This window comes from Desertibaculum subflavum (assembly GCA_003576705.1).
Classification (GTDB): domain Bacteria; phylum Pseudomonadota; class Alphaproteobacteria; order Ferrovibrionales; family Ferrovibrionaceae; genus Desertibaculum; species Desertibaculum subflavum.
In genome coordinates, this window is record QOZS01000030.1 from 1 (window position 1) to 22200 (window position 22200).

General features: G+C 65.7%; 19 protein-coding genes, 2 tRNA genes and 3 pseudogenes. 16 read left to right on the forward strand and 8 right to left on the reverse strand.

Features of this window, described 5'->3' with window-relative positions; genetic code table 11:
- From DT074_RS16235 to DT074_RS28710, 5 genes and pseudogenes are all read right to left on the reverse strand, one after another.
- Positions 1-185, reverse strand: a pseudogene (locus DT074_RS16235) (alpha/beta fold hydrolase); the annotation flags it as partial.
- The gene (locus tag DT074_RS28105; RefSeq protein WP_162914951.1) at positions 185-346 is read right to left on the reverse strand and encodes a hypothetical protein; all 162 of its coding nucleotides are present in this window, start codon (positions 344-346) and stop codon (positions 185-187) included. The gene DT074_RS28105 and the pseudogene DT074_RS16235, both read right to left, overlap by 1 nt.
- Positions 347-484: 138 nt before the next feature.
- The gene (locus DT074_RS16245) at positions 485-1285 is read right to left on the reverse strand and encodes a DUF2182 domain-containing protein (protein ID WP_119420908.1); all 801 of its coding nucleotides are present in this window, start codon (positions 1283-1285) and stop codon (positions 485-487) included.
- Between the two features lie 138 nt (positions 1286-1423).
- Positions 1424-2035, reverse strand: a complete 612-nt coding sequence (locus tag DT074_RS16250) for a DUF1326 domain-containing protein (protein WP_162914952.1) — start codon at positions 2033-2035, stop codon at positions 1424-1426.
- A 176-nt stretch (positions 2036-2211) separates the two neighbouring features.
- Positions 2212-2463: pseudogene (locus DT074_RS28710) on the reverse strand (alpha/beta fold hydrolase); the annotation flags it as partial.
- Between the two features lie 225 nt (positions 2464-2688).
- On the opposite strand from DT074_RS28710, the gene DT074_RS16260 reads away from it, so the two are divergent.
- Together DT074_RS16260 and DT074_RS28550 are read left to right on the forward strand one after the other, a co-directional pair.
- Positions 2689-5034, forward strand: coding sequence for an ATP-binding protein (locus tag DT074_RS16260; RefSeq protein WP_119420910.1), 2346 nt, complete (start codon positions 2689-2691; stop codon positions 5032-5034).
- Positions 5031-6005, forward strand: coding sequence for a response regulator (locus DT074_RS28550; protein WP_368744717.1), 975 nt, complete (start codon positions 5031-5033; stop codon positions 6003-6005). The genes DT074_RS16260 and DT074_RS28550 overlap by 4 nt, the downstream gene beginning before the upstream one ends.
- A 12-nt stretch (positions 6006-6017) precedes the next feature.
- Here DT074_RS28550 and DT074_RS16265 read toward each other — a convergent pair.
- Positions 6018-7256 (reverse strand): annotated as a pseudogene (locus tag DT074_RS16265) (DNA cytosine methyltransferase); the annotation flags it as partial.
- Positions 7257-7361: 105 nt separating this feature from the next.
- On the opposite strand from DT074_RS16265, the gene DT074_RS16270 reads away from it, so the two are divergent.
- The gene (locus tag DT074_RS16270; protein WP_368744718.1) at positions 7362-7811 is read left to right on the forward strand and encodes a very short patch repair endonuclease; all 450 of its coding nucleotides are present in this window, start codon (positions 7362-7364) and stop codon (positions 7809-7811) included.
- A gap of 787 nt (positions 7812-8598) precedes the next feature.
- Here the strand turns inward: DT074_RS16270 and DT074_RS16275 are convergent.
- A complete protein-coding gene (locus DT074_RS16275; RefSeq protein ID WP_119420913.1) occupies positions 8599-10293 on the reverse strand; it encodes an AMP-binding protein in 1695 nt (564 codons plus the stop codon).
- A 231-nt stretch (positions 10294-10524) separates the two neighbouring features.
- On the opposite strand from DT074_RS16275, the gene DT074_RS16280 reads away from it, so the two are divergent.
- From DT074_RS16280 to DT074_RS16325, 10 genes are all read left to right on the forward strand, one after another.
- Positions 10525-10995 (forward strand): DUF192 domain-containing protein, encoded by a 471-nt coding sequence (locus DT074_RS16280; RefSeq protein WP_119420914.1) that lies wholly within the window; start codon positions 10525-10527, stop codon positions 10993-10995.
- Positions 10992-11453, forward strand: a complete 462-nt coding sequence (locus tag DT074_RS16285) for a PaaI family thioesterase (RefSeq protein ID WP_119420915.1) — start codon at positions 10992-10994, stop codon at positions 11451-11453. Before DT074_RS16280 ends, DT074_RS16285 begins: the two co-directional genes overlap by 4 nt.
- A 100-nt stretch (positions 11454-11553) precedes the next feature.
- Positions 11554-11630, forward strand: a tRNA-Pro gene (locus DT074_RS16290).
- A gap of 34 nt (positions 11631-11664) precedes the next feature.
- Positions 11665-11964 (forward strand): ETC complex I subunit, encoded by a 300-nt coding sequence (locus tag DT074_RS16295; RefSeq protein ID WP_119420916.1) that lies wholly within the window; start codon positions 11665-11667, stop codon positions 11962-11964.
- Positions 11965-11979: 15 nt separating this feature from the next.
- Positions 11980-12056: transfer RNA gene (locus DT074_RS16300), tRNA-Arg, on the forward strand.
- A gap of 293 nt (positions 12057-12349) precedes the next feature.
- On the forward strand, positions 12350-12910 hold the full coding sequence (locus DT074_RS16305) for a hypothetical protein (RefSeq protein ID WP_119420917.1): 561 nt from the start codon (positions 12350-12352) through the stop codon (positions 12908-12910).
- A gap of 106 nt (positions 12911-13016) precedes the next feature.
- A complete protein-coding gene (locus DT074_RS16310; protein WP_119420918.1) occupies positions 13017-13895 on the forward strand; it encodes an isocitrate lyase/PEP mutase family protein in 879 nt (292 codons plus the stop codon).
- A gap of 9 nt (positions 13896-13904) precedes the next feature.
- Positions 13905-15311 (forward strand): 3-isopropylmalate dehydratase large subunit, encoded by a 1407-nt coding sequence (gene leuC, locus DT074_RS16315; protein WP_119420919.1) that lies wholly within the window; start codon positions 13905-13907, stop codon positions 15309-15311.
- Positions 15311-15913 carry a 3-isopropylmalate dehydratase small subunit gene (gene leuD, locus DT074_RS16320; protein WP_119420920.1) on the forward strand — a complete coding sequence of 201 codons (603 nt, stop codon included), beginning with the start codon at positions 15311-15313 and terminating at the stop codon, positions 15911-15913. The genes leuC and leuD overlap by 1 nt, the downstream gene beginning before the upstream one ends.
- 4 nt (positions 15914-15917) lie before the next feature.
- Complete coding sequence (locus DT074_RS16325) at positions 15918-16910, forward strand: zinc-dependent alcohol dehydrogenase family protein (protein ID WP_119420921.1); 993 nt, start codon at positions 15918-15920, stop codon at positions 16908-16910.
- Positions 16911-16926: 16 nt separating this feature from the next.
- Here the strand turns inward: DT074_RS16325 and DT074_RS16330 are convergent, their stop codons facing one another.
- The gene (locus tag DT074_RS16330) at positions 16927-17397 is read right to left on the reverse strand and encodes a DUF488 domain-containing protein (RefSeq protein ID WP_162914953.1); all 471 of its coding nucleotides are present in this window, start codon (positions 17395-17397) and stop codon (positions 16927-16929) included.
- A gap of 139 nt (positions 17398-17536) precedes the next feature.
- Between DT074_RS16330 and DT074_RS16335 the strand changes: the two genes are divergently transcribed.
- Genes DT074_RS16335 through DT074_RS16345 form a run of 3 tightly spaced genes read left to right on the forward strand, consistent with a single transcriptional unit; the run spans position 17537 to position 22199 of the window.
- Positions 17537-20047: an ATP-binding protein gene (locus DT074_RS16335; protein WP_119420923.1), complete on the forward strand. Its 2511-nt coding sequence runs from the start codon at positions 17537-17539 to the stop codon at positions 20045-20047.
- A gap of 16 nt (positions 20048-20063) precedes the next feature.
- Positions 20064-21302: a kynureninase gene (gene kynU / locus DT074_RS16340; protein WP_119420924.1), complete on the forward strand. Its 1239-nt coding sequence runs from the start codon at positions 20064-20066 to the stop codon at positions 21300-21302.
- A gap of 15 nt (positions 21303-21317) precedes the next feature.
- Positions 21318-22199: an alpha/beta fold hydrolase gene (locus tag DT074_RS16345; protein ID WP_119420925.1), complete on the forward strand. Its 882-nt coding sequence runs from the start codon at positions 21318-21320 to the stop codon at positions 22197-22199.
- The last annotated feature ends 1 nt before the right edge of the window (position 22200 follow it).

A 22200-nucleotide genomic window follows, 5' to 3' on the forward strand; every position in this document is an offset into this window, starting at 1 on the left:
CCGTGGCCGCGCATGTCCCACAGGATCAGCTTGTGCCGCGCCGAAAGCGGCCCGACCTGCCCGGCCCACATCGCCGAGGTGGCGGAATAGCCGTGGCTGAGGAGGAGGGCGGGGCCATGACCCTGTGCCGGGCCGTGGACTTCGTAGTGGAGCTTCATGCCGTCGGGGCGGGTGAGTTGGGGCATCACGCCACCGCCCGGCCGTTGCGGAGCAGCTTGCCGGGCAAGGCGCCCCTGGGATCGACGGCATCCCGGTTGTGCTGACGCAGCGAAGTGCCGTTGACGATCACCGCATCGATGCCGGTCGCGATATGGGAATCGGCCGAAATCAGGCTGCCTGCGAGCACGAGCGTCTCCTCCGCATCACTTCCCTTGTGACGGCCCACCATCCGGCCGGCGTGCTTGGCGCCAGCATAGGGCAGGCAAGCGCCTGCGACCACGCGCGATGCGGCGCCGAACGGGCCAAGGGGCAAGGCCCGAGGTCGCTACAGCCACGGCAGCGCGAGGCCCCAGGCCAGCAGGGCGATGCCGGCGGCGCGGCCGAGCCAGTGGCCGAGCGGCACCATCTTCTCCAGCAGTACGAAGGCGGTCAGGCCGACGATCCAGTACAGGTTCATCACGCCGCCGAAGAACAGCAGCGCCATCAGGAACCAGCAGCAACCGAGGCAGTAGGCGCCGTGCTCCAACCCCATGCGCAGCGCGCCGCCGCGGCCCTGGCGCCAGTTGCCCATCAGGAAGCCGAGCGGGGTTTGGCAGTGCCGCAGGCAGACGGTCTTCAGCGGCGTGAGCTGCCACAGGCCCGCGACGATCAGGATCGCGGCGCCGAGCCGGACATTGCCGGCCTCCAGCATCGGCGACAGCAGGCGTGCCGCCTCCAGCGCCCATTGCAGTCCCGTGGCCACGGCCGAGAAACCGCCCCAGGCGAGCAGGTAGCCGAGCGCGAACATCGTGGTCGGCGCGAACGGCGCGCCGGCTGCCGGATCCTGCCGGGTGACGCGCGCGAACAGCAGCAGCATCGGCGCCGCGCCGGGCAGCATCATCGCCACCATCATCACCCACCACATCGAGAAGATCAGCGCGGCATAGCCGGTCGACCACGCCGCCGGCGTCATCAGCCAGCCATCCATGCCGGCCATCCGCGTCATCTCGATCGCGGTCATGTCCATGCCGGCGCCGAGCAGCAACCAGGCCCAGGCCAGCGTCACCACCACCGCCAGCCCGCCGAGCAACACCGCCCGGTCGCGCCGCAGCACGGCCTCGAGCATGGCGGCGGCGGAGGCGGGCATGGCTACGGCCGCCCGAGCTTCCGCTGGCACGCGGCGCGGCCGTGCAGCGGGCCCTTCGGCCTCCAGGCCTTGGCCGAACGCCACCCTGAACGCCACGCGCGCGGCGCCGCTGCGGCGGAACGGCCCGGCGCCGCCAAGCTAGCCGGCCCAGCTGAACGGCGCGAAATGGCCGTTATTGCCCTTGCCGACGAGGCTGTCCCCGATCCCGAAACCCAGCGCTGTCATCTTGCTGGCCCGCGCAAGCGCGAGCCGCGCATTCGCCGGATGCGAGGTGTTGTCGATGTACATCGGCTCGCCCGGCTTGATACGCGGCTGGACTCCCTCGATCGCGAACGACAGCACCTCCGGAATGTTCACCCAGCGTTTCAGGCCGTCGATGCCGAATTCGATGGGTTTGTAGGCGATGCCGCGATAGTCGGCGACCAGGCCGTCGCGAATGCGCTGGGGAATGCCGCCGGCCTCGCCGGCCACGATCTTCGCCAGCGTGGTGCGCGGCGCTCCCTCGGGGGCATCGACCGCGTTGGCAAAGGTCCAGTTGCCGTCCGCCATCACCGGCCCGGTCTTGATCAGGAAGGCGAACTTGCAACCGGCGAGGTCGACGCCGTCGGCCTGGCCCTCGTCGATGCGGAACGCCATCAGCGCGGTGCAGTGGTCGTGCGTGGCCCGGCCCTGCGGGTTGGTGTAGATGCAGGGGCACAGGTAGTCGCAATTGCAGCTTTCCATGTACTGGCCGCTGATCTTCCACGCCATGGCCGCACCTCCGTTGACCCCGGCATTCCCCGGATGAACGCCGCTTCCGGCCCGCATCGTAGCCAGTCGGCCCCTCGACGACCATTTCGGCGTTGATCGGCCAGGACGGAACGCCGCATCCACCTGGCGGGCCGATTCCGGCGGCGCTCCGGTTCCGCGGGCCGCCCTTTTCCGTGGGCCGCCCTGTCGCCGACCGCCGCCGCGGCGGAATAAGCGTGCGGGTCGTCCGGGCTGTCGCTCGCGCCGTGGCCGCGCATGTCCCACAGGATCAGCTTGTGCCGCGCCGAAAGCGGCCCGACCTGCCCGGCCCACATCGCCGAGGTGGCGGAATAGCCGTGGCTGAGGAGGAGGGCGGGGCCATTCCCCTGCGCCGGGCCGTGGACCTCGTAGTGGAGCTTCACGCCGTCGGGGCGGGTGAGTTGGGGCATGGTGCGGTTCCTCCGGAAGTTCTGTTAGACCGAGAGGAGGGAGCGTGGCGGAATGTCGAGAGGCCAAGCGTGAACGGTCGGCACTGTAGCTGGCAAGCACGAGGCGGTCTTCGGTGGAGCGTCATCCCTCTGGATCGTTCGACGAGATGAGCACGACGTTGGATACGCTGGCTCAACGCAGTTTGAGCGGTTAAGTTGTGATGTGAATCAAATTGGGGGGGCCGCGTGGGCGCGGAGCAGAAGCCGTTCAGGGTAAGCACGGGATTGAAGGATCTCATTGGGCGGGATCTGATTACCGATGATTTCGTCGCTGTATTCGAGTTGGTTAAGAACTCATTCGACGCTCACGCGAGGAGTGTCCGCATCTTCTTTGATCAAGATAGAATCGTGATCTCTGATGATGGGAAGGGCATGTCGCGGGCGGACCTTCTGAACAAGTGGTTATTCGTCGCATATTCAGCGAAACGAGAGGGGACGGAAGACAGCGATTACCGAGACCGAATTGGTGAGCGTAGCAAACCATTTGCAGGAGCCAAAGGCGTGGGCCGGTTTTCTTGTGACCGGTTGGGCGCCGAACTGACCCTGAGCTCGCGGGCTACGCGACAACAAGTGCAGATCTTAGAAATCGATTGGACGCTATACGAGGCGGACCCCAAGAAGGAGTTTGGCGACATCCGCGTGAGACTTTCGGAGGCTCCAGATTTTCCGGATTCGACCCTCAAGCCTCGCGGCGCAACCGGTACGGTATTAGAGATTCGCAAGCTGCGTTCGGATTGGGGTCGTGAGAAACTCCAAGAGTTGAAACGAGAACTAACGAAGCTCATCGATCCTTTTGCCGTTGGCCCACCCAAGTTTCAGATTGAAATTATTGCTCCGGTCGAGCGAGCCTCCGACGAACTTGATGCGCAATACAACTCGAGTCGACGGGAGGACCAACCAGCTAAGCTACTGGTCAACGGCAAGATCGAGAACCCCATCCTTGAGGTTCTGGCCCAACGAACTACTGCCATAAAAATTCGGCTGATCGAAAATGGCGCAACGATCGAGTCTGTGCTTGAGGACCGCGGTGAAACGATCTACCGCATCAGAGAAGCCAATCCGTATCCAGGGCTTCAAGAGACGGAACTCAATGCCGACGTATACTTCTTAAATCGCGGCGCGAAAGTTCTCTTTGCGCACAGGATGGGCCTACCCTCCGTGCAGTTTGGCTCGATCTTTCTCTTCCGCAATGGGTTTCGAGTTTTTCCTATCGGGGCGGAGGATGACGATTTTTTTGGTTTGAATCGGCGGAAGCAGCAGGGCCAACGAAGGTTTTTAGGGGGGCGCGACCTAATAGGCCGTGTCGACATCAAGGGGGTCAAGGGATTCGATGAGGCAACAAGTCGGAATCAGGGTTTAATTCGCACGCCTCAGGTCGATGAGCTGATCAACTGTGTCCGCGACAAATGCGTTCGCCGACTAGAGCGGTACGTGGTCGACATCACCTGGCGCGACAAATTTGACCAGCACGTGGGCGACACGTCGCGCATGAAGCTGGATGAAAGCAGCGCCTTGGTTGCGCAGCTCGTTTCACGCCTTGCCGCAACTGAGGGCGTGGAGCTCGTCGAGTACAATCCGCACTTGGTAAGGATCGTCGACGAAAAGTCTGCGGCGTTCGAATCATCGCTTAAGGCACTCGAGCTGCTTGCTGATCAGACGGGCGACAAGGCGTTGCTCGCTCGTGTTGCTGATGCGAAGGCGCGCATTAAGGCACTTCAATTAGCTGAGGCTGAGGCACGTGAGGCGGAGCGACGAGCCGAGTCCCGCGCTGCCGCAGCTGAGAGCGCCGCGCATGCGGCGCGCGTCAAGTACGGAGAGGAGAGGGAGCGCAATCAGTTTCTCGTCGCTGCGGCATCGCTAGATCAGGACACGATCCTGAACCTGCACCATCAAATCATGATCCACGCATCCGATGTTCATCACGGCGTGAAGCGGATGATGGGCAAGCTGCGTGCTGGCGCGGCAGTTCGGAAGGATGAATGGATCGATTTCCTTGAGCGTGTTTCATATAGAAATAGCCAGATCCTAACGGCCGCTCGCTTTGCAACGAAAGGCGGCTACAAGCAACAATCCGCGGAGGTCAAAGCTGACCTCGCAGTCTATGTGCGTGACTATATTGAGACGATTTCATCGCTTTGGGCTCCGCGCGGGGTGAACCTCCACGTTGAAAGCGACGGCAAGAAGCTGGAGCGCCGGTTTCGACCAATTGAGATTGGAATAGTCATCGACAACCTTGTCTCGAACGCGGTGAAAGCTCGCGCGACCAAAATCGGCTTCTTTCTAGAGATAGCGAAGGGAGCAAAGCCGGTACTCGTCGTGACCATAGCGGATGATGGCGCAGGCTGGCCGCCAACTCTGGATCCGATAGAGCGCGTGTTCGAAAAGGGTGTCACAACAACCGACGGCTCGGGACTCGGGCTCTACCACGTGAAGCAGGTCGTCGAGGGACTAGGCGGCGTCATTGAAGCGCATCGTGAACCTTATTCGAGCACCCTCGATGGCGCTCATCTGACAATGCGGGTGCCGGCGTGAAGCTCGAATTCATGCTCCTCATCGTAGATGACCTTCCCGAAAGTATCGAAGGTGCGCTTAGCATTCTCTCCGACCATCTTGAGGCGAAAGGATTTTCGCTTAAGAGTAAGATCGCACCAGATCTTTCAGAGAGGGGATTGCGAGATCTGGCCCGGAATTCCGGGAAGGAATACGACCTCGTCATGGTGGACTACAACCTCGGCCGCGACGACACTAACGGTGCCGTAGCTGCTCGCAGGATGAGGCATGAGTTGCGATACACGGACATGGTGTTTTATTCGTCTGACCTATCGCTCAATTTATTCGCTGAGTTGGCGAAAGAGCAGGTGGCCGGCGTCTTTGTTGCAGATCGACGGGAACTTAGTGACGCACTAAAGGGTCTAGCCGACACAGTAATTGGCAAGGCCGTCGACCTCAATCATATGCGTGGAATTGCGATGGCCGAGGTCGCAGAGATGGATGTGCTAATGGAGGAAACGCTGGAACGCGTTTTCGAATCCACCGATCGGCAGATGATCGCTAAGGCAGGCGAGACTTTACAGAAGCTGCAGCGCAGCGCAGAGGAAGGACTTGCGCAACTTGCGCCACTCGTGGCGGAAGGCCGCATATTGGAAGTAGTGACTGACAGCCGCTTGTTCTCTTCGGCCCAAAAGTTCATGGCGATGAGAAGAGTGTCTAAAGTGTTGGCAAACAAGCCGCGGGACGCATTGGCGATTCTCGCCACCTATGAGCAAGATATCATACTCAGTCGAAATACGCTGGCTCATGCCAAGGAGGAGGTTGCCGCTGATGGAACGGTGACGCTTCGCTCATTCAAGAGGGGCCAGGCTGCGGTGACCATTGACGACAATTGGATGGTGGAGTTCCGCGGGAAGCTTAAGACGCATAGGCTCGCCCTCAGTACGGTCTGCGACGCGTTGGGGCATCATGTTCGACCTCATGTGGCGGATCGCGATCTGACGAAGAAGTAGCCCGATCTGTTCAGCGAGAAGTGGCGGTACAGCATTTGCCACCTGCGTGAAGCGAGGGACTTCCTTACGACGGAGGTCACCGCCTGTGGTGTACTTGCCCCGAAACACGAACCAGTCCGGAAATGATTGCAGACGTGCATTCTCGCGGACAGTGAGGGTACGAGGTTCGGCATAGTGCAGGAGATCGTCGGGAAGACTGGTGATCGTCGGCGATGCATTTAGCGGATCGAGAACTCTGATCGCCATTTTTTTCAGATTGTGCGCCTTGCGAGTCTCTGCGGAGATCGTGACACTGAGACGTCCTTCCTCACGGCAGGCTCTGATGATCGCGGCAAAGCGGTCTCGAATGTCCGGCCTATGACGCGCTAGTCGCGTATCTGATGGCGGTCCGTCCTGCCCGTCACGCATGACTTCTTGATAGGACGTGCGCGGGCCCCGGTATGCTATTGCATCGAAACCCTCGGTATCAGTGCATGGAACTGTACCATTCCACAGTACTTCTAGATCGCTGATGGCGTCTCGAGCAGTTGGCGTGCGCGATAAACGGCGCTTGCTAAGGAAGCCACCCGCCCCGCGTTCTAGGTCGGAAAAGAATGTTGCGATTCGTTCCCCAGCACCAAGCTGTCGTAGTGCACCAACTAGGAAGAATCTAGGGCGGACCTGCGGTATGCCGAAGTCACTTGCTCGGATGACTGCGCTTGCGATGTCGTAGCGTTCACTAAGCTGATGTTGAAGCGCGACTGCAAAATTCTCAACGATGCCTTCATCTGGTGTTGCGAAGTCTGACTTGAAGCCTCGCACATTCTCAACGAGCACAAAGCGAGGGCGGAGGAGATCGACAAGCTCCAGATACGCTTCTAAGAGCCGATTGCGAGGATCGTCGGCGCGGCGTCGCCCGGCATGCGAGAATCCTTGACAGGGAGGCCCACCCGCAAGCAGGTCGACTCTGTCAACGAGTTCTATCAAGGCGTCGCGACGTTCTGTGAGGAGTTCGCGGATGTCCCACGCCCTTCGTTCAATCGCGACTGGCCAGTCGTAACCGAAGCGATTGCAGCCGGGGGGGAAGTTCGCCGACAATGTGTCGAATGCGAAAGAATCCTTTTCGATGGCGAAAAGGCCTTTCCATCCTGCCCGCTTCAAGCCGAGGCTGAGTCCCCCGCATCCGGCGAAAGCGTCGACGAATAATGGCGCCGACTTTCCGCGGGGGAACGACTTGGGCCCACCAACTCGCTGTTGTTCATTCCGCGGCATACTGCTCGCCTTATGATAGCTCCGTTGCCTTTATGGCAAATTTTGATTCTTTCCGCCAGGCGTCAGCGCTACCTAGTCGGTGTTTGGATTAAGTAAGGTGTTGAGGTGAGCAAGAGCCTTCGAAAGTCGCGTCCACGCGGAATTCAACTATGCGACGACTCCTCTGCGCGCTCGCGAATCATGCGCTCCATACCCCAACGAAACACCAGACCGGAGCTGTTGGTTCGTCGTACGCTGCACGCCTTGGGTGCTCGGTTCCGCCTTCATCGCCGTGACCTACCGGGTTCGCCAGACATAGTGCTGCCCCGATACAAGGCGGCGATACTCGTGCATGGCTGCTTTTGGCATCAGCACGGATGCAAGCTTTCCAACGTTCCCCGCTCGCGTACTGATTACTGGTTGCCGAAGCTTTCCCGCAACGTTGAGCGTGATCTCGAAGCCGTGGCGGCCCTCACGTCCCTTGGCTGGCGTGTTCTTGTCCTGTGGGAATGCCAACTCGGTGATGGCGTCTGGCTAAGCAGCCGGCTCGCGAATTTCTTGTGGGGCTCCAGATAGCCCTTGTGCGTTGCATGGCCTCTTCCCTTTGAAGCAACGCGCCCTTCTGGGGATGCATGGGGCGCGTCGGCGGCGCTGGCACACGCTGCGCATTTGTGTTATAGTACAAATGAAGGTTCCGTGGCCCGATCTTTTAACGTGTGAATACAGTCGAGTGGCCGCAGGACACATGTCTGCGGAAGCGCCTTTCTATTGGCTAAATACGGGTCGGAACGGGCGTACGAGTGGTTTGAAGTGATCCCCGGGTTCAGCCCGAAATCGGAAGTCCTGTAAAACCAGCGGCTTACGTGCCCGATGCGCTCCCCGCCATTGGCTCCCATAGGACACCATAGGCAATCATTGGCTCCCATAGGAAATCATAGGCCGCCATAGGCTCCCGTTGGCTGCCATAGGACGCCATAGGCAGCCATAGGCTTGCCTTCGCCTCGCGGGGCGCGCTCACGCACTCAAGCATCCGGCCACGATCGAAGAGCTGGAAGCGGGGATCGAGACGTCGGAGTGAGGTGTCACGGCCGGCGCTGGGATCGAATGGCGGAACAGAAGCGCCGCCTCTGCCCGTCCGAACCGGAAGGGCGCCGAGGAACTAATGCCCTGCATCCGCCGGATGGACCATGCGGAACAGATACGCCGCCGCTTCCTCATTCCAACTGGAACGGCGCGGAGGAACAGATGCGCCGCCGCATCTGTGCCGGGGCGCCAAGCGGCACCGCCCCCACCCAAACCCTCCCCCACGCTGCGCGCGAGGGAGGGCTTCAGGTGGCGCTACCCGCGCTCGCGGCGCTTCCCCTCAAGCCGTCTTCGCCGCCGTCACCCCGAGCTGCTTCATCATCTCCTCCCGCATGACGAACTTCTGGATCTTGCCGGTGATCGTCATCGGGAACTGGTCGACGAAGCGGATGTAGCGGGGGATCTTGTAATGCGCGATCTGGCCCTTGCAGAATTCGCGGATCTCCTCCTCGCTCGCGCGCTCGCCCTCGCGCAGCTTGATCCAGGCGCACACCTCCTCGCCGTATTTCGGGTCCGGCACGCCGATCACCTGCACGTCCTGCACCTTGGGATGGCGATACAGGAATTCCTCGATCTCGCGCGGATACACGTTCTCGCCGCCGCGGATCACCATGTCCTTCAGCCGGCCGACGATGTTGACATAGCCGGCGTCGTCCATGGTGGCGAGGTCGCCGGTATGCATCCACCCGGCCGTGTCGATCGCCTCGTTCGTCTTCTCCGCGTCGCCCCAATAGCCCCGCATCACCGAATAGCCGCGGGTGCAGAACTCGCCGGTCTCGCCGCGGTTCACGATGCGGCCCTCGGTGTCGACGATCTTGATCTCGATATGCGGCTGCACGCGGCCCACGGTGGAGACGCGCCGCTCCATGCTGTCCTCGGTGGAGCTCTGGGTGGAGACCGGCGAGGTCTCGGTCATGCCATAGGCGATGGTCACTTCCTTCATGTTCATCTTGTCGATCACCCGCTTCATCACCTCGATCGGGCAGGGGCTACCCGCCATGATGCCGGTGCGCAGCCGCGACAGGTCGAACCTGGCAAAGTCCGGGTGGTCCAGCTCGGCGATGAACATGGTGGGCACGCCGTGCAGCGCGGTGCATTTCTCCGCCTGCACGGTTTCGAGGACGCTGAGCGGATCGAACGCCTCCGCCGGATAGACCATCGTGGAGCCATGCGTCAGGCAGGCCAGGTTGCCCAGCACCATGCCGAAGCAGTGATAGAGCGGCACCGGGATGCAGAGCCGATCGTCCGGCGTCAGCTTCATCGCCTCGCCGATGAACCAGCCGTTGTTCAGGATGTTGTGGTGGCTGAGCGTGGCGCCCTTGGGGAAGCCGGTGGTGCCGCTGGTGAACTGGATGTTGATCGCGTCGTCGAATTGCAGGGTGCCGGCGAGCTGCTTCAGGCGCTCGTGCTGGCTGTTGGTGGCACGCGGGGCGACCTCGTCGAAGTTCAGCATGCCCGGCGTCTTGTCCTTGCCGAGGCGGATCACCCAGCGCAGATGCGGCAGCGCTTTCGAGTTGAGTTCGCCCGGCTTGGACGTCTTCAGCTCCGGCGCCAGGTCGTTGATGATCTCCAGATAGTCGGAGGTCTTCAGCGCAGGCGAGGTGATCAGCGCCTTGCAGCCCACCTTGTTCAGCGCGTAGTCCAGCTCGCTCCGCCGATAGGCCGGGTTGATGTTGACCAGCACCAGCCCCGCCTTCGCGGTGGCGAACTGGGTCAGCACCCATTCCGAGTTGTTCTGCGACCAGATGCCGATCCGGTCGCCCGGCTCCAGCCCCAGCGCCAGCAGCCCGGCGGCCAGCGCATCGACCTTGGCCGCCAGCTCGCCCCACGTCCAGCGGATGCCCTGGTGCCGCACCACCAGCGCCTCGCGCTCGCGGTACTTGGCGACGGCCTCGTCGAAGAAATTCCCGATCGTCGCCCCGATCAGCGGCGTGGTCGAAGTCCCATGGTCATAAGAAAGCCGCGAACCCGACATGCACTCCTCCCGTGTTCCGGCCATCGTAATCAAAATTCCTCCCCCGTGGCGAAGCCGCGGGGGAGCCACCCAAATCTCCTCCCCTGCGCTTGCGCGGGGGAGGGTAGGGAGGGGGTCTTTGTGTTTTTCGTCTCCACCCGCACCCCGCCGACGAAAAACACAAAAACCCCCACCCATCCTCCCCCAACTGCGTTGGGAGAGGAGCTATCCCTCCGCTATAACCGCCCCGCCATGAGCCTGACCCGCCGCCTTCTCCTCCTCGCCGCCCTGCTGCTCGCTGCAGTCCCCGCGCTGGCCCAGCCGCAGACCGGCCTGCCGGTCACCGAGATCGTGATCCAGACCGCGACCGGAAAGCACAAGTTCCAGGTCGAGCTGGCGACGACGCCGGACCAGATGCAGCGCGGGTTGATGTACCGGCGCGAGATGGCGGCCGATCACGGCATGCTGTTCGATTACGGCTCGGATCAGGCCGGCATCGCGATGTGGATGAAGAACACCTTCATCCCGCTCGACATGCTGTTCGTGAAGGCGGACGGCGCGGTGCTCAACATCGCCGAGCGCACGGTACCCGGGTCGCTCGTCTCGGTGCCGGCGGCCGGCCCGGTGCGCGCGGTGATCGAGCTCAACGGCGGCACCGCATCCCGCCTCAAGATCAAGCCGGGCGACAAGGTGCTGCACCCGATCTTCGGCAGCAAGCCATGAAACCTATCCCGGAGGGCTTCGAGCTCGTCCCGCCGCGCGGCGGCTTCACCCCCGGCATCGCCGATCTCTACGTCAAGCGCGAGGGGGAGGGGATCGTGCGCGGCGTGCGGGTGGAGCCGCGCCATCTCAACGTGGCGGGGATCGCCCATGGCGGCTTCCTGGCCACCATGATGGATTCGACCTTCGGCAATTCCTTGAGCCATACCGGACGGCGCGGCTTCACCGTGCGCCTCGTCACCGACTATCTCAGCCCGGCCAAGCGCGGCGACTGGCTGGAGGGCCGCGCCCGCATCACCCGCGCCACCCAGACGCTCGCCTTCCTGGAGGGCGAGCTGACGGTCGAGGGCCGCGTCGTCATCAAGGGCCAGGCCGTCTTCGCGCTCCGCCAAAAGAAAGGGCCCGCGGATCGGTGGATCCAGGGGCCCGGAAGTCAGAGTGGAGCAACAACTGAAGCATAAGTTAACACATTCGCGGGCCGCGTCGGTGACCGCGGTCACGTTCGGTTGTTTCGGGGGGCCGCTTGCGGTAAACGCTCGGGCCACTCACCGATGCGGGAAGCGGGGCGTAGCGCAGCCTGGTAGCGCGGCTGCCTTGGGCGCAGCAGGTCGCTGGTTCAAATCCAGTCGCCCCGACCACCGCCAGGTTGCAGAGGAGCATAGGTAGCGAGCCATGCCGCCCGTCGCCCGCATCCACAAGCCGGCCAAGACCGCCATGCAGTCCGGCCGCGGCAATACCCACGACTGGGTGCTGGAATTCGAGGCCGAGGGGGCCCGCTTCGTCGAGCCATTGATGGGCTGGACCGGCAGCCGCACCACGCTCGGCCAGCTCCGTATGAGCTTCCCGACCCGGGAAGCCGCGATCGCCTTTGCCGAGAAGCACGGCATTCCCTACGAGGTCGAGGCGCCGAAATCGCGGGTCATCCCGCGCCGGGCCTATGCGGATAATTTCAGCTACCATCGCGTGCGCTGATTTGCCTGATGATTCGCGCCCTTAGCTCAGTCGGATAGAGCACGCGCCTTCTAAGCGCGGGGTCGCTGGTTCGAATCCAGCAGGGCGCGCCATTTCCGGCCCCTCGCAACCGGCCGCGACTCGTGGGAAATCCTGGCGTTTTGCCGGGCGACAGGCGCGCGGTGGCGAGCGTTCATCGCCGTCTGCGACCTTACGTTGTATCCGGGCTCTGCAAGATGTGGTGCGGTCGCCGGACGCCGCCACGCGATCTGGGCCGCGTCCTGGCCTGCTGTGACCAATTATAGCCAAGCTGCTGTGTTGCTTGACTTCTTTCCCCCATGGCGGTGGCCTTGGCGAGCATGGGGCGCGCGTGGCGGCGCCCCCACAAGGTCGCGAGGGGGATGTCATGCGTAAGTTCGGTTTCGCGTCGCTGACGGTGGCGATGATGGCGGCTGGCCTGCAAGGCGGACCGGCCGCGGCGGCCATGTACCAGTTCATCCCGATGGGCAGTAACCCGACCGGCCTGCCGGTACAGGTCCAGATCGAATTCGCCGGCAGCGCCCTGCCGTCGAGCGGCAGCAAGTTCGACAACGATATCGGCGGCATCGTCAGCTTCCTGTTCCGGGTGGGCAGTTTCGAAGCCGATCTGGCGGACCTTCTGGCGGTCCAGGCCGATTGCGCCAATCCGGGCTCGGCCACCTGCGGCGGATCGCAGCTGGACTACGCCTTCGCGCCCGACAAGGGATCGATCCGCTTCAACAACACCTCCAGCGATTTCGAGTTCGGCTATAACGGCGGCCTCGCCGTCGGGGCGTTCAGCACCGATTTCCTGGGCCCCGCGGAATGCCGCGATGGCGGCGAGTGCGATTTCCGCGGCCTGTGGACCGAGGTCGGCGAGCCGATCGCGGCGCTGTTTCTGATCGGCGGCATCGCCTTCGCCGGCCTGGCGCGCCGCCGCCCGGCCTGAGGCTGCCAGCCCGCCCCAGGCCTGATCGTCTCGACCTTTGCCTGAGATTCCCGCGCCGCCCGCTGCGGGTGTAGGCTCGGGCGTCAGACGGCTGGGAGGAAGCGCGATGACGGCACGGCGGCGCCTCAGGGCGATGCTGCGGGAAGGGCCCATGGTGGTGGCGCCCGGCGCCTGGGACTGCATCACCGCGCGGCTGATCGAACAGGCGGGCTTCCCCGCAATCTACATGACCGGCGCCGGCACCGCGGCAACCCTCGGCTATCCCGATTACGGCCTGATCGGCTTGACGGAAATGGCCGACAATGCCGGCCGCATCGCCGCCGCGGTCGGCGTGCCGGTGATCGCCGACGCCGATACCGGCTATGGCAACGAGCTCAACGTGACCCGCACGGTGCGGGAGTACGAGCGCCGCGGCGTGGCCGGCCTGCATATCGAGGACCAGGGCTTCCCGAAAAAGTGCGGCCATCTCGACAACAAGGAAGTGATCCCGGCGGCGCAGTTCGCCGCCAAGATCCGCGCCGCCGCCGAGGCGCGCACCGATCCCGATTTCCTGATCATCGCCCGCACCGATGCCCGCGCCGCGCTCGGCCTGGACGAGGCGGTCGCACGCGCCAATGCAGCGCTTTCCGCCGGTGCCGACATGGCCTTCGTCGAGGCGCCGCAGAGTGCGGAGGAGATCGCCGCGGTGCCGAAGCGGGTGAACGGGCCCTGCCTGCTCAACGTGGTGCGCGGCGGCAAGACGCCGCCGCTCGATCTCGCCGAGGCCGACCGCCAGGGCTATCGGCTCGCCATCCTGCCGGGCGTGCTGCTCGCCAACGTGGTCGCCGTCTGCGACGACACGCTGGCCGCCATCAAGGCCCAGGGCCGGCATCCCGACCCGATGGGCCGGCAGAGCCTGAAGCAGCTGTTCGGCCGCTTCGGCGCCGACGAATGGGACAAGATTCGCGCGGCCTACGACATGCCGCCGTCGCGCGCGGCGGAATAGGGAGGCGTTATGGCAGAAGCCCTCAGCCTGTTCGAGAAGATCTGGCGCCGCCACGTGGTGATCGCGCGGCCGGACGGCTACACGCTGCTCCATGTCGACCGCCAGCTGCTGCATGACGGCTCCTGGCAGGCCTTCGAGAAGCTCGCCGCCCGCGGCATCAAGATGAGGCGACCCGACCGCCACTTCGCGACACCAGACCACTTCACCTCCACCGCGGCGGAATCGATCGACGCGATCGACGACCCGATCCGCCGCCGCGTGGTGGATGCCATCGTCGCCAACACGGCGCGCGAGGGCGTGCAGCTGTTCGGCCTCGGCGATCCTCGCCGCGGCATCGTGCACGTGGTCGGACCGGAGCAGGGCATCACCCAGCCGGGGCTCCTGATGGTCTGCGGCGACAGCCACACCGCGACGCATGGCGCGCTCGGCGCGCTCGCTTTCGGCATCGGCGCCTCCGAGGTCGCGCATGTCATGGCGACGCAGGCGATCTGGCAGAAGAAGCCGAAGACCATGCGCATCACGGTCGACGGCAGGCTCGGCCCCGGCATCGTGGCCAAGGACGTGATCCTCGCCATCATCGCCAGGATCGGCGCCGGCGGCGGCGTCGGCCATGTGCTCGAATATGCCGGAGCCGCGATCCGCGGTCTCTCCATCGAAGGCCGCCTCACCCTCTGCAACATGTCGATCGAGGCCGGCGCCCGCGCCGGCATGGTGGCGCCGGACGAGAAGACTTTCGCCTATCTCGAAGGTCGGCCTTTCGCGCCGAAGGGTGATGAGTGGCGCAAGGCAATGGACTTCTGGCGCGGCCTGCCGAGCGATCCGGGGGCCATGTTCGATGCCGAGGTGACCCTGGACGGCGATGCCATCGCGCCGATGGTGACCTGGGGCACCAGTCCGGAAGACGCGGCGCCGGTGACCGCCACGGTGCCGGATCCGTCGTCCTACAGCGATGCGGTGAAGCAGGAAGGCGTGCGCCGCGCCCTCGACTATATGGGCCTCAAGGCCGGCCAGAAGCTGACCGATATCGCTGTCGATCGCGTCTTCATCGGCTCCTGTACCAATGCCCGCATCGAGGACCTGCGCGCCGCCGCCGCGGTGGCGAAGGGCCGGCGCGCCGTGGTGCGCGCCTGGGCCGTGCCGGGCTCCGGCCTGGTCAAGCGCCAGGCCGAGGCGGAAGGGCTCGACCGCATCTTCCGCGATGCCGGCTTCGAATGGCGCGAGCCCGGCTGCTCCATGTGCGTCGGCATGAACGGCGACACGGTGGATGCCGGCCAGCGCTGCGCCTCGACCTCGAACCGCAACTTCGTCGGCCGCCAGGGACCCGGCGCCCGCACGCATCTGATGAGCCCGGCCATGGCCGCGGCCGCGGCGGTCACCGGCCGGTTCACCGACGTGCGCAAGCTGGGAGCCGCCTGATGGAGCCCTTCACCAAGTTGACCGCCGTCGCGGTGCCGATCGACATGTCGAATGTCGATACTGACCAGATCATCCCGGCGCGCTTCCTGGCGCTGCCGCGCGAGCAGGCGAAGCTCGGCCTGTTCCACGACATCCGGCGCGACGCGGCGAAGCAGCTCAAGCCGGACTTTCCGCCGAACCGGCCCGAATATGCCGGCGCCGCCATCCTGGTGGCGGCGCGCAATTTCGGCTGCGGCTCGTCGCGCGAGCACGCCGTCTCGGTGCTCAAGGACAACGGCTTCCGCGCTTTCGTGGCGCCGAGCTTCGGTGATATCTTCCACAACAACTGCTATCAGAACGGTGTGCTGCCGATCGTGGTGGGGGAGGAGCGCGCGGCGACGCTGCGGGCACTGCTGGCGGCGCAGCCCGGCGCGACAATGACGGTCGACCTCGCCGCCCAGACGCTGGCCGGCCCCGACGGCATCGTAGACAAGTTCCCGATCGACAGCTTCCGCAAGGATTGCCTGCTGCGTGGCCAGGACGACATCAGCTTCACGCTCGGCCATGCGGCCGAGATCGCGGCATTCGAGGCCGCGCATGGCCGGGAGCTCAGCTGGCTGTAGACGCATGCAGGCGATGCAGCTGGACTGGCCCGGCACGCCGCTGGTGCTGCGCGACCTGCCGGTGCCGCAGCCGGGCCCGGGCGAGATCCTGATCCGCGTGCATTGCTGCGCCGTCTGCCGCACCGACCTGCACGTGGTCGACGGCGAGCTGCCCGACCCGAAGCTGCCGCTCATCCCCGGGCACGAGATCGTCGGCAAAGTGGCGGCGCTCGGCCCCGGCGTCGACCGCTTCGCCGTCGGTGCCCGCGTCGGCGTGCCCTGGCTCGGCCGCGCCTGCGGCACGTGCACCTTCTGCCGCGGTGGCCGCGAGAACCTGTGCGATGCACCCGGGTTTACGGGATACACCATCGACGGCGGCTATGCCGAATGGACCGTCGCGGATGCGCGCTTCTGCTTCGCCATTCCCGACCGGTACGACGACGTCGCCGCCGCGCCGCTGCTCTGCGCCGGCCTGATCGGCTACCGCGCGCTACGCAAGGCCGGCGACGCGCGGCGCCTGGGACTCTACGGCTTCGGCGCCGCCGCCCATATCGTGGCGCAGATCGCCCGCGCCGAGGGGCGCGAGGTCTATGCCTTCGTGCGGCCGGGTGATGCCGCGGCGGCGGATTTTGCGCTCTCGCTCGGCGCCGTCTGGGCCGGCCCGTCGGATGCGCCGGCGCCGGACCCGCTCGATGCCGCGATCCTGTTCGCGCCGGTGGGCGCGCTGGTGCCGGCGGCCTTGCGCGCGGTCGCCAAAGGCGGCCGCGTCGTCGCCGCCGGCATCCATATGAGTGACATCCCGAGCTTTCCGTATTCGATCCTGTGGCAGGAGCGCGAGATCGTCTCGGTCGCCAACCTGACGCGCGCCGATGGCGAAGGCTTCTTCGCGCTGGCCGAGCACGTGCCGATCCGCACCGAGACCGAGCGCGTGCCGCTGGCGCAGGCGAACGCGGCACTCGACCGCTTGCGCGCCGGCCGGCTCACCGGCGCCGCGGTGCTGACCATGCCCGGATTCTGAACCGAGCTGCTTCCGATCAGATCAGCTTCAGCTCGCGATGCGGCTGCGCGGTGCCGTCGGCCAGCAGGTGGATCACTTCGACGCCGCGTTCCGCCAGCGCCGGCGCGACGAGATGCGTACGATGGCAGTCGAGCGGCGCGCGCTCGGCGCACATCATCGCGAGCGGTGCTTCCGTCGCCAGGTCGACGATCGTGTCGAGGCCGTCGCGGAACGATGCCGAGGCGGCGATCTTCGGGTAATCAGGCTTGCCCGCGCGGAGCAGGGCCGGGTCCTTCGGCTTGCCGCCAAGGCGGTCGCCGAGCCAGACATAGTCGATGCCGGCCGCGCCGAGCGACGCCGCCAGCGCCTTGCCGTTGAATTGCGGGCAGAAGCGCGAAGCGGGCACCGAGCGGATATCGGCCAGCCGGCGAATCCCGGCCGCCTGCAGCAGGCCAATGAACCGTTCGATCGGATGGTTGGAATGGCCGATGCTGTGGATCGTGGTCACCGGCAACACGCAAGCGTCGGGCCGCGGGATTGTCGGCACGGTCCGCAAGAGGTTAACAGCAGCATCTTTCGGCCTTTCCGGGGGTGGCGCCGGTGATAGTGTGGCAGGCGGTGATTATCGATCAATGTGAAGTCGAGCGATGCGCGACAGCCATTGGCCGATGACAGGGCGCCGCGGGCCGCCGCTCGGCTTGATGCGGACCTTTGTCGGCGCGGTGCTGCTTTGCGTCGCGTTGGGCGCCGGTTGCGGCATTTTCCTGTGGTTCACCTATCAGGCGGCGATTGCCGAGGGCGAGCGCCTGTCGCGCGTGCTTGCCCGCGTCCTGGCCGACGATACCGACACCGCCTTCGACGAGATTCTCACCGCGATGACCGATGCTGCCGACTTCTCCCGGCGGCTTGACCCGGGGCTGGCCGGCGGCGCCACGGCGGTGGACGGCTATCTTGCCACCGTGGCGAAGTCGCTCGCCAATGTCCGCGGCCTCATGGTGATCGACCGGTCGGGCCGGGTGCGTTACGGCGCGCCGCCGCCGGTGGCCGGAGCGCTGGTCGGCGACCAGCCGTACTTTCTCGCCCTGGTCGGCGGGGCGGCGCGCGAAGTGCATATCGAACCGCCGCCGCCCGTCGCGACGCTCGACGACCGTCCCGCGATCCGCATCGCCATGCCGATCCGCGCGGAGACCGGCGAATTCCTGGGAGCCATCGCAACCGAAGTGGATCCGGCGCTGCTCACCGGCTTTCACAACGCGCTGGAATACGACGACCCCACCATCGTCGGCCTGATCGACATCCGCAGCGCCCGCGTGCTGTCGCGCGTGCCCGGCCTGATCGACACGCTCGGCCGCGAGGTCAGGCCTTCGCCGGTGATCGAGGCGGCTCGCGCCGGCAAGGAGAGCGGCACCTTCGACATCGTGAGCAGCCTGGACGGCGAGCGGCGCGTGCTGAGCTTCCAGCGCCTGCGCACATTGCCGGCGCTCATCACCATCGGGCTCGGCCGCGATTCGGTGCTGGCCGGCTGGTACCGCCAGGCCGCGGTCACCGTCCTGCTCGCCATTGTGCTGATCGTGGCCGGCGTGATCATCGCCCGCAAGGTGCGGGAGACCGCCTGGTCGGTCGAGGCGATGCGCGCGAGCGAGGACCGCTTTCGCCAGCTGTTCGACAACAACCCGAATCCGATGTGGGTGTACGACGTCGAGAGCCTGCGCTTCCTCGAGGTCAACCGCCGCGCCGTCGAGGTCTACGGCTACACGCCCGACCAGTTCCTGCGCATGCGCGTCGTCGATCTTGCGCTGGCGGAGGATGCACGGCGTATGGTCCACACGATCGAGGCGCATCGCGGCACCGGCCACCGCGAGAGCGAATGGCGCCTGCGCACCCGCGGGGGCCGGGTGCTCGACGTGCTGACCGCGACGCATGACATCCGCTTCGACGGCCGGCCCGCCATCCTGGTGGCGACGCTCGACATCACCGGCTGGCGCGCCGCCGAGGCGCAGCTTCTGCAGGCGCAGAAGATGGAGGCGATCGGCCTCCTCACCGGCGGCATCGCGCATGATTTCAACAACCTGCTCACCGTCATCATCGGCAGCAACGACAAGCTGCAGCGGCGCCTGCAGCCGGGCACGCTCGACCATCAGCTGGCCGAGATGGCGCGCTCGGCGGGCGACCGCGCGGCCGAGCTGGTGCGCGACCTGCTCGCCGTAGCGCAGCGCCAGGCGCTGCGTCCGGTCGCCATCGACGTCAATCGGCTGGTCGGCGGCATGATGGGCCTGCTGCAGCGGACCATCGGCGAGGATATCGACATCCAGACCGTACCGGTGGCGGAGCCGTGGCCGATCTTCGTCGACCGGTCGCAGCTCGAAAGCGCCATCCTCAACCTGGTGCTGAATGCGCGCGACGCCATGCCGGAAGGCGGCCGCCTGACCATCGAGACGGCCAACCTGATGGTCGATGCCGCCTTCGCGCGCCGGCATCCCGATCTCGCGGTCGGCGCCTATGTCATGCTGGCGGTGACCGATACCGGCCACGGCATGCCGCCCGAGATCGTGGCGCACGCCTTCGAGCCGTTCTTCACCACCAAGGAGCCGGGCAAGGGGAGCGGGCTCGGCCTCGCCATGGTGTTCGGCTTCGTCAAGCAGAGCAGCGGCCATGCCGAGATCGTGAGCGAGGTCGGCCGCGGCACGTCGGTGCGGCTCTATCTGCCGCGACATACGGCGGAGGCCGCGCCGGAACCGGCCACGCCCGAGCCCGGCCAGGTCGAGGGCGGGGCCGAGCGGATCCTGCTGGTCGAGGACGACGACATGGTGCGCGGCTTCGCGGCGACCCAGCTGCGCGAGCTCGGCTATCACGTCACCCTGGCCGAGAACGGCGTCATCGCCCGCGGCATCCTGCGCGCCGGCCAGCGTTTCGATCTTGTGGTCACCGACGTGGTGATGCCGGGCGGCGTCGGCGGGCGCGAGGTGGCGGAGATCGCCGCGCAGCAGCAGCCGGACGTCAAGGTGCTGTTCATCTCGGGCTATACGCGCGACGCGATCCTGCAGCACGGCCGGGTTGATCCCGGCCTGCGGCTGCTGTCGAAGCCGTTCACCCGCGCCGGGCTCGCGCGCGCGGTGCGCGAGGCGCTTGCCGTGCCGGCGCCCGCCGGCCTGACCTGAGCAGAGCGAACCGCACATGACGATGAGCCGCGCCGATCTTGCCCGCCTGGACGCCGACGATCCGCTGGCCGCGCGCCGCGCCGATTTCGCGCTGCCGGACGGCGTGATCTATCTCGACGGCAACTCGCTCGGCGCGCTGCCGCGGGCGACCGGCCGACGCCTTGCCGAGGTGGTCGGCCATGAATGGGGCGAGGGGCTGATCCGCAGCTGGAACCAGGCCGGCTGGATCGATCTCGGGGTGCGTGTCGCGACGAAGATCGGGCACCTGATCGGTGCCGCCGCCGGGGAAGTGGCGGTCGCGGATTCCACCTCGATCAATCTCTACAAGCTGCTCGCCGCTGCGATCGGGCTGCGTCCGGGCCGGCGAACCGTTCTGACCGAGGAAGGCAACTTCCCGACCGACATCTACATCGCCGAAGGCCTGCTCGGCCAGCTCGGCCCGGACTATCGGCTGCGGCGCGTCCCTGCGGCACGGATCGGCGCCGCGGTGGATGACGACACTGCGGTCGTCATGCTGACCCATGTGAACTACCTGACCGGCGCCATGCATGATGCGACGGCGCTGACCCGCGCCGCGCAGGCCAGGGGCGCGCTGATGCTGTGGGACCTTTCGCATTCGGCCGGCGCGCTGCCGGTGGATCTGGGGGCCGCCGGCGCCGATCTCGCCGTCGGCTGCGGCTACAAGTACCTGAACGGCGGGCCCGGCGCGCCGGCCTGGCTCTATGTCGCGGCGCGCCACCATGCCGGCTTCCGCCAGCCGCTCTCGGGCTGGCTCGGCCATGCCGAGCCGTTCGCCTTCGAGGACGGCTACCGGCCGGCGCCGGGCATCGCCCGCGCGATCTGCGGCACGCCGCCGATCCTCTCGCTCGCCGCGCTGGAATGCGGCGTCGATACCTTCGCCGGCATGGACATGGGCGCGCTCCGCGCCAAGTCGATGCGCATGGGCGACCTGTTCATTGCGCTGGTGGAAGATGCTTGTGCCGGCCAGGGCCTGACGCTTGCCAGCCCGCGCGAGGCGACACGACGCGGTAGCCAGGTCTCGTTCCGGCACGGGCAAGGCTATGCCGCGATGCAGGCCCTGATCGCGCGCGGCGTGATCGGCGATTTCCGGGAGCCCGACGTGATGCGCTTCGGCTTCGCGCCGCTCTATCTCCGCTATGTCGACCTGTGGGACGCGGCCGAGGCCCTGCGCGAGGTGCTGGTCAGCCGGGCCTATGATCGGCTAGAGCATCGCCAACGCGCCGCCGTGACGTGAACAGCGAGACGAAGCATGACCGACGATACCCCCGGCCCCACTTCCCACACCTATTTCTCCCAGCGCCTGCGGCTGCACTATGTCGACTGGGGCAATCCCTCGGCACCGCCGCTGCTGCTGGTGCATGGCGGGCGCGACCATTGCCGCAACTGGGACTGGGTGGCGACGGCGCTCCGGCATGAATGGCACATCATCGCGCCGGACCTGCGCGGCCACGGTGACAGCCAATGGTCGCCCGACGGCAATTACGGCATGTCGGGCTATATCTACGATCTGGCCCAGCTGATCCACCAACAGAAATTGGCGCCAGTCACCATCCTCGCGCATTCGCTCGGCGGCAACATCTCGCTGCGCTATGCCGGCATCTATCCGGAGAACGTCAAGAAGCTGATCTCGATCGAGGGCCTCGGCCCGTCGCCGAAGCTGATCGCCGAGCGGCAGAAGAAGACCATCGACCAGCGCATGCAGGAATGGATCGACGAGCAGCGCGGCCTGTCCGGCCGGCTGCCGCGGCGCTACGCCTCGATCGAGGAGGCCTTCAAGCGCATGCAGGGCGAGAACAAGCACCTCTCGCCGGAGCAGGCGCGCCATCTCACTGTGCAGGGCGTCAACCAGAACGAGGACGGCACCTATAGCTGGAAGTTCGACAATTATGTCCGCGCCTGGCCGCCCTACGACATGACGCAGGCAGAGATGGAGCATCTCTGGTCGCGCATCACCTGCCCGACCTTGATGGTCTATGGCAAGGAGAGTTGGGCCTCCAACCCGCAGGAGGACGGCCGCATCAAGAACTTCAGGAACGCCGAGGTGGTCTCCTTCGAGCGCGCCGGCCACTGGGTGCACCACGACCGGCTGGACGACTTCCTCGCCAAGGCGCGGGCCTTCCTCGCCGCCTGAC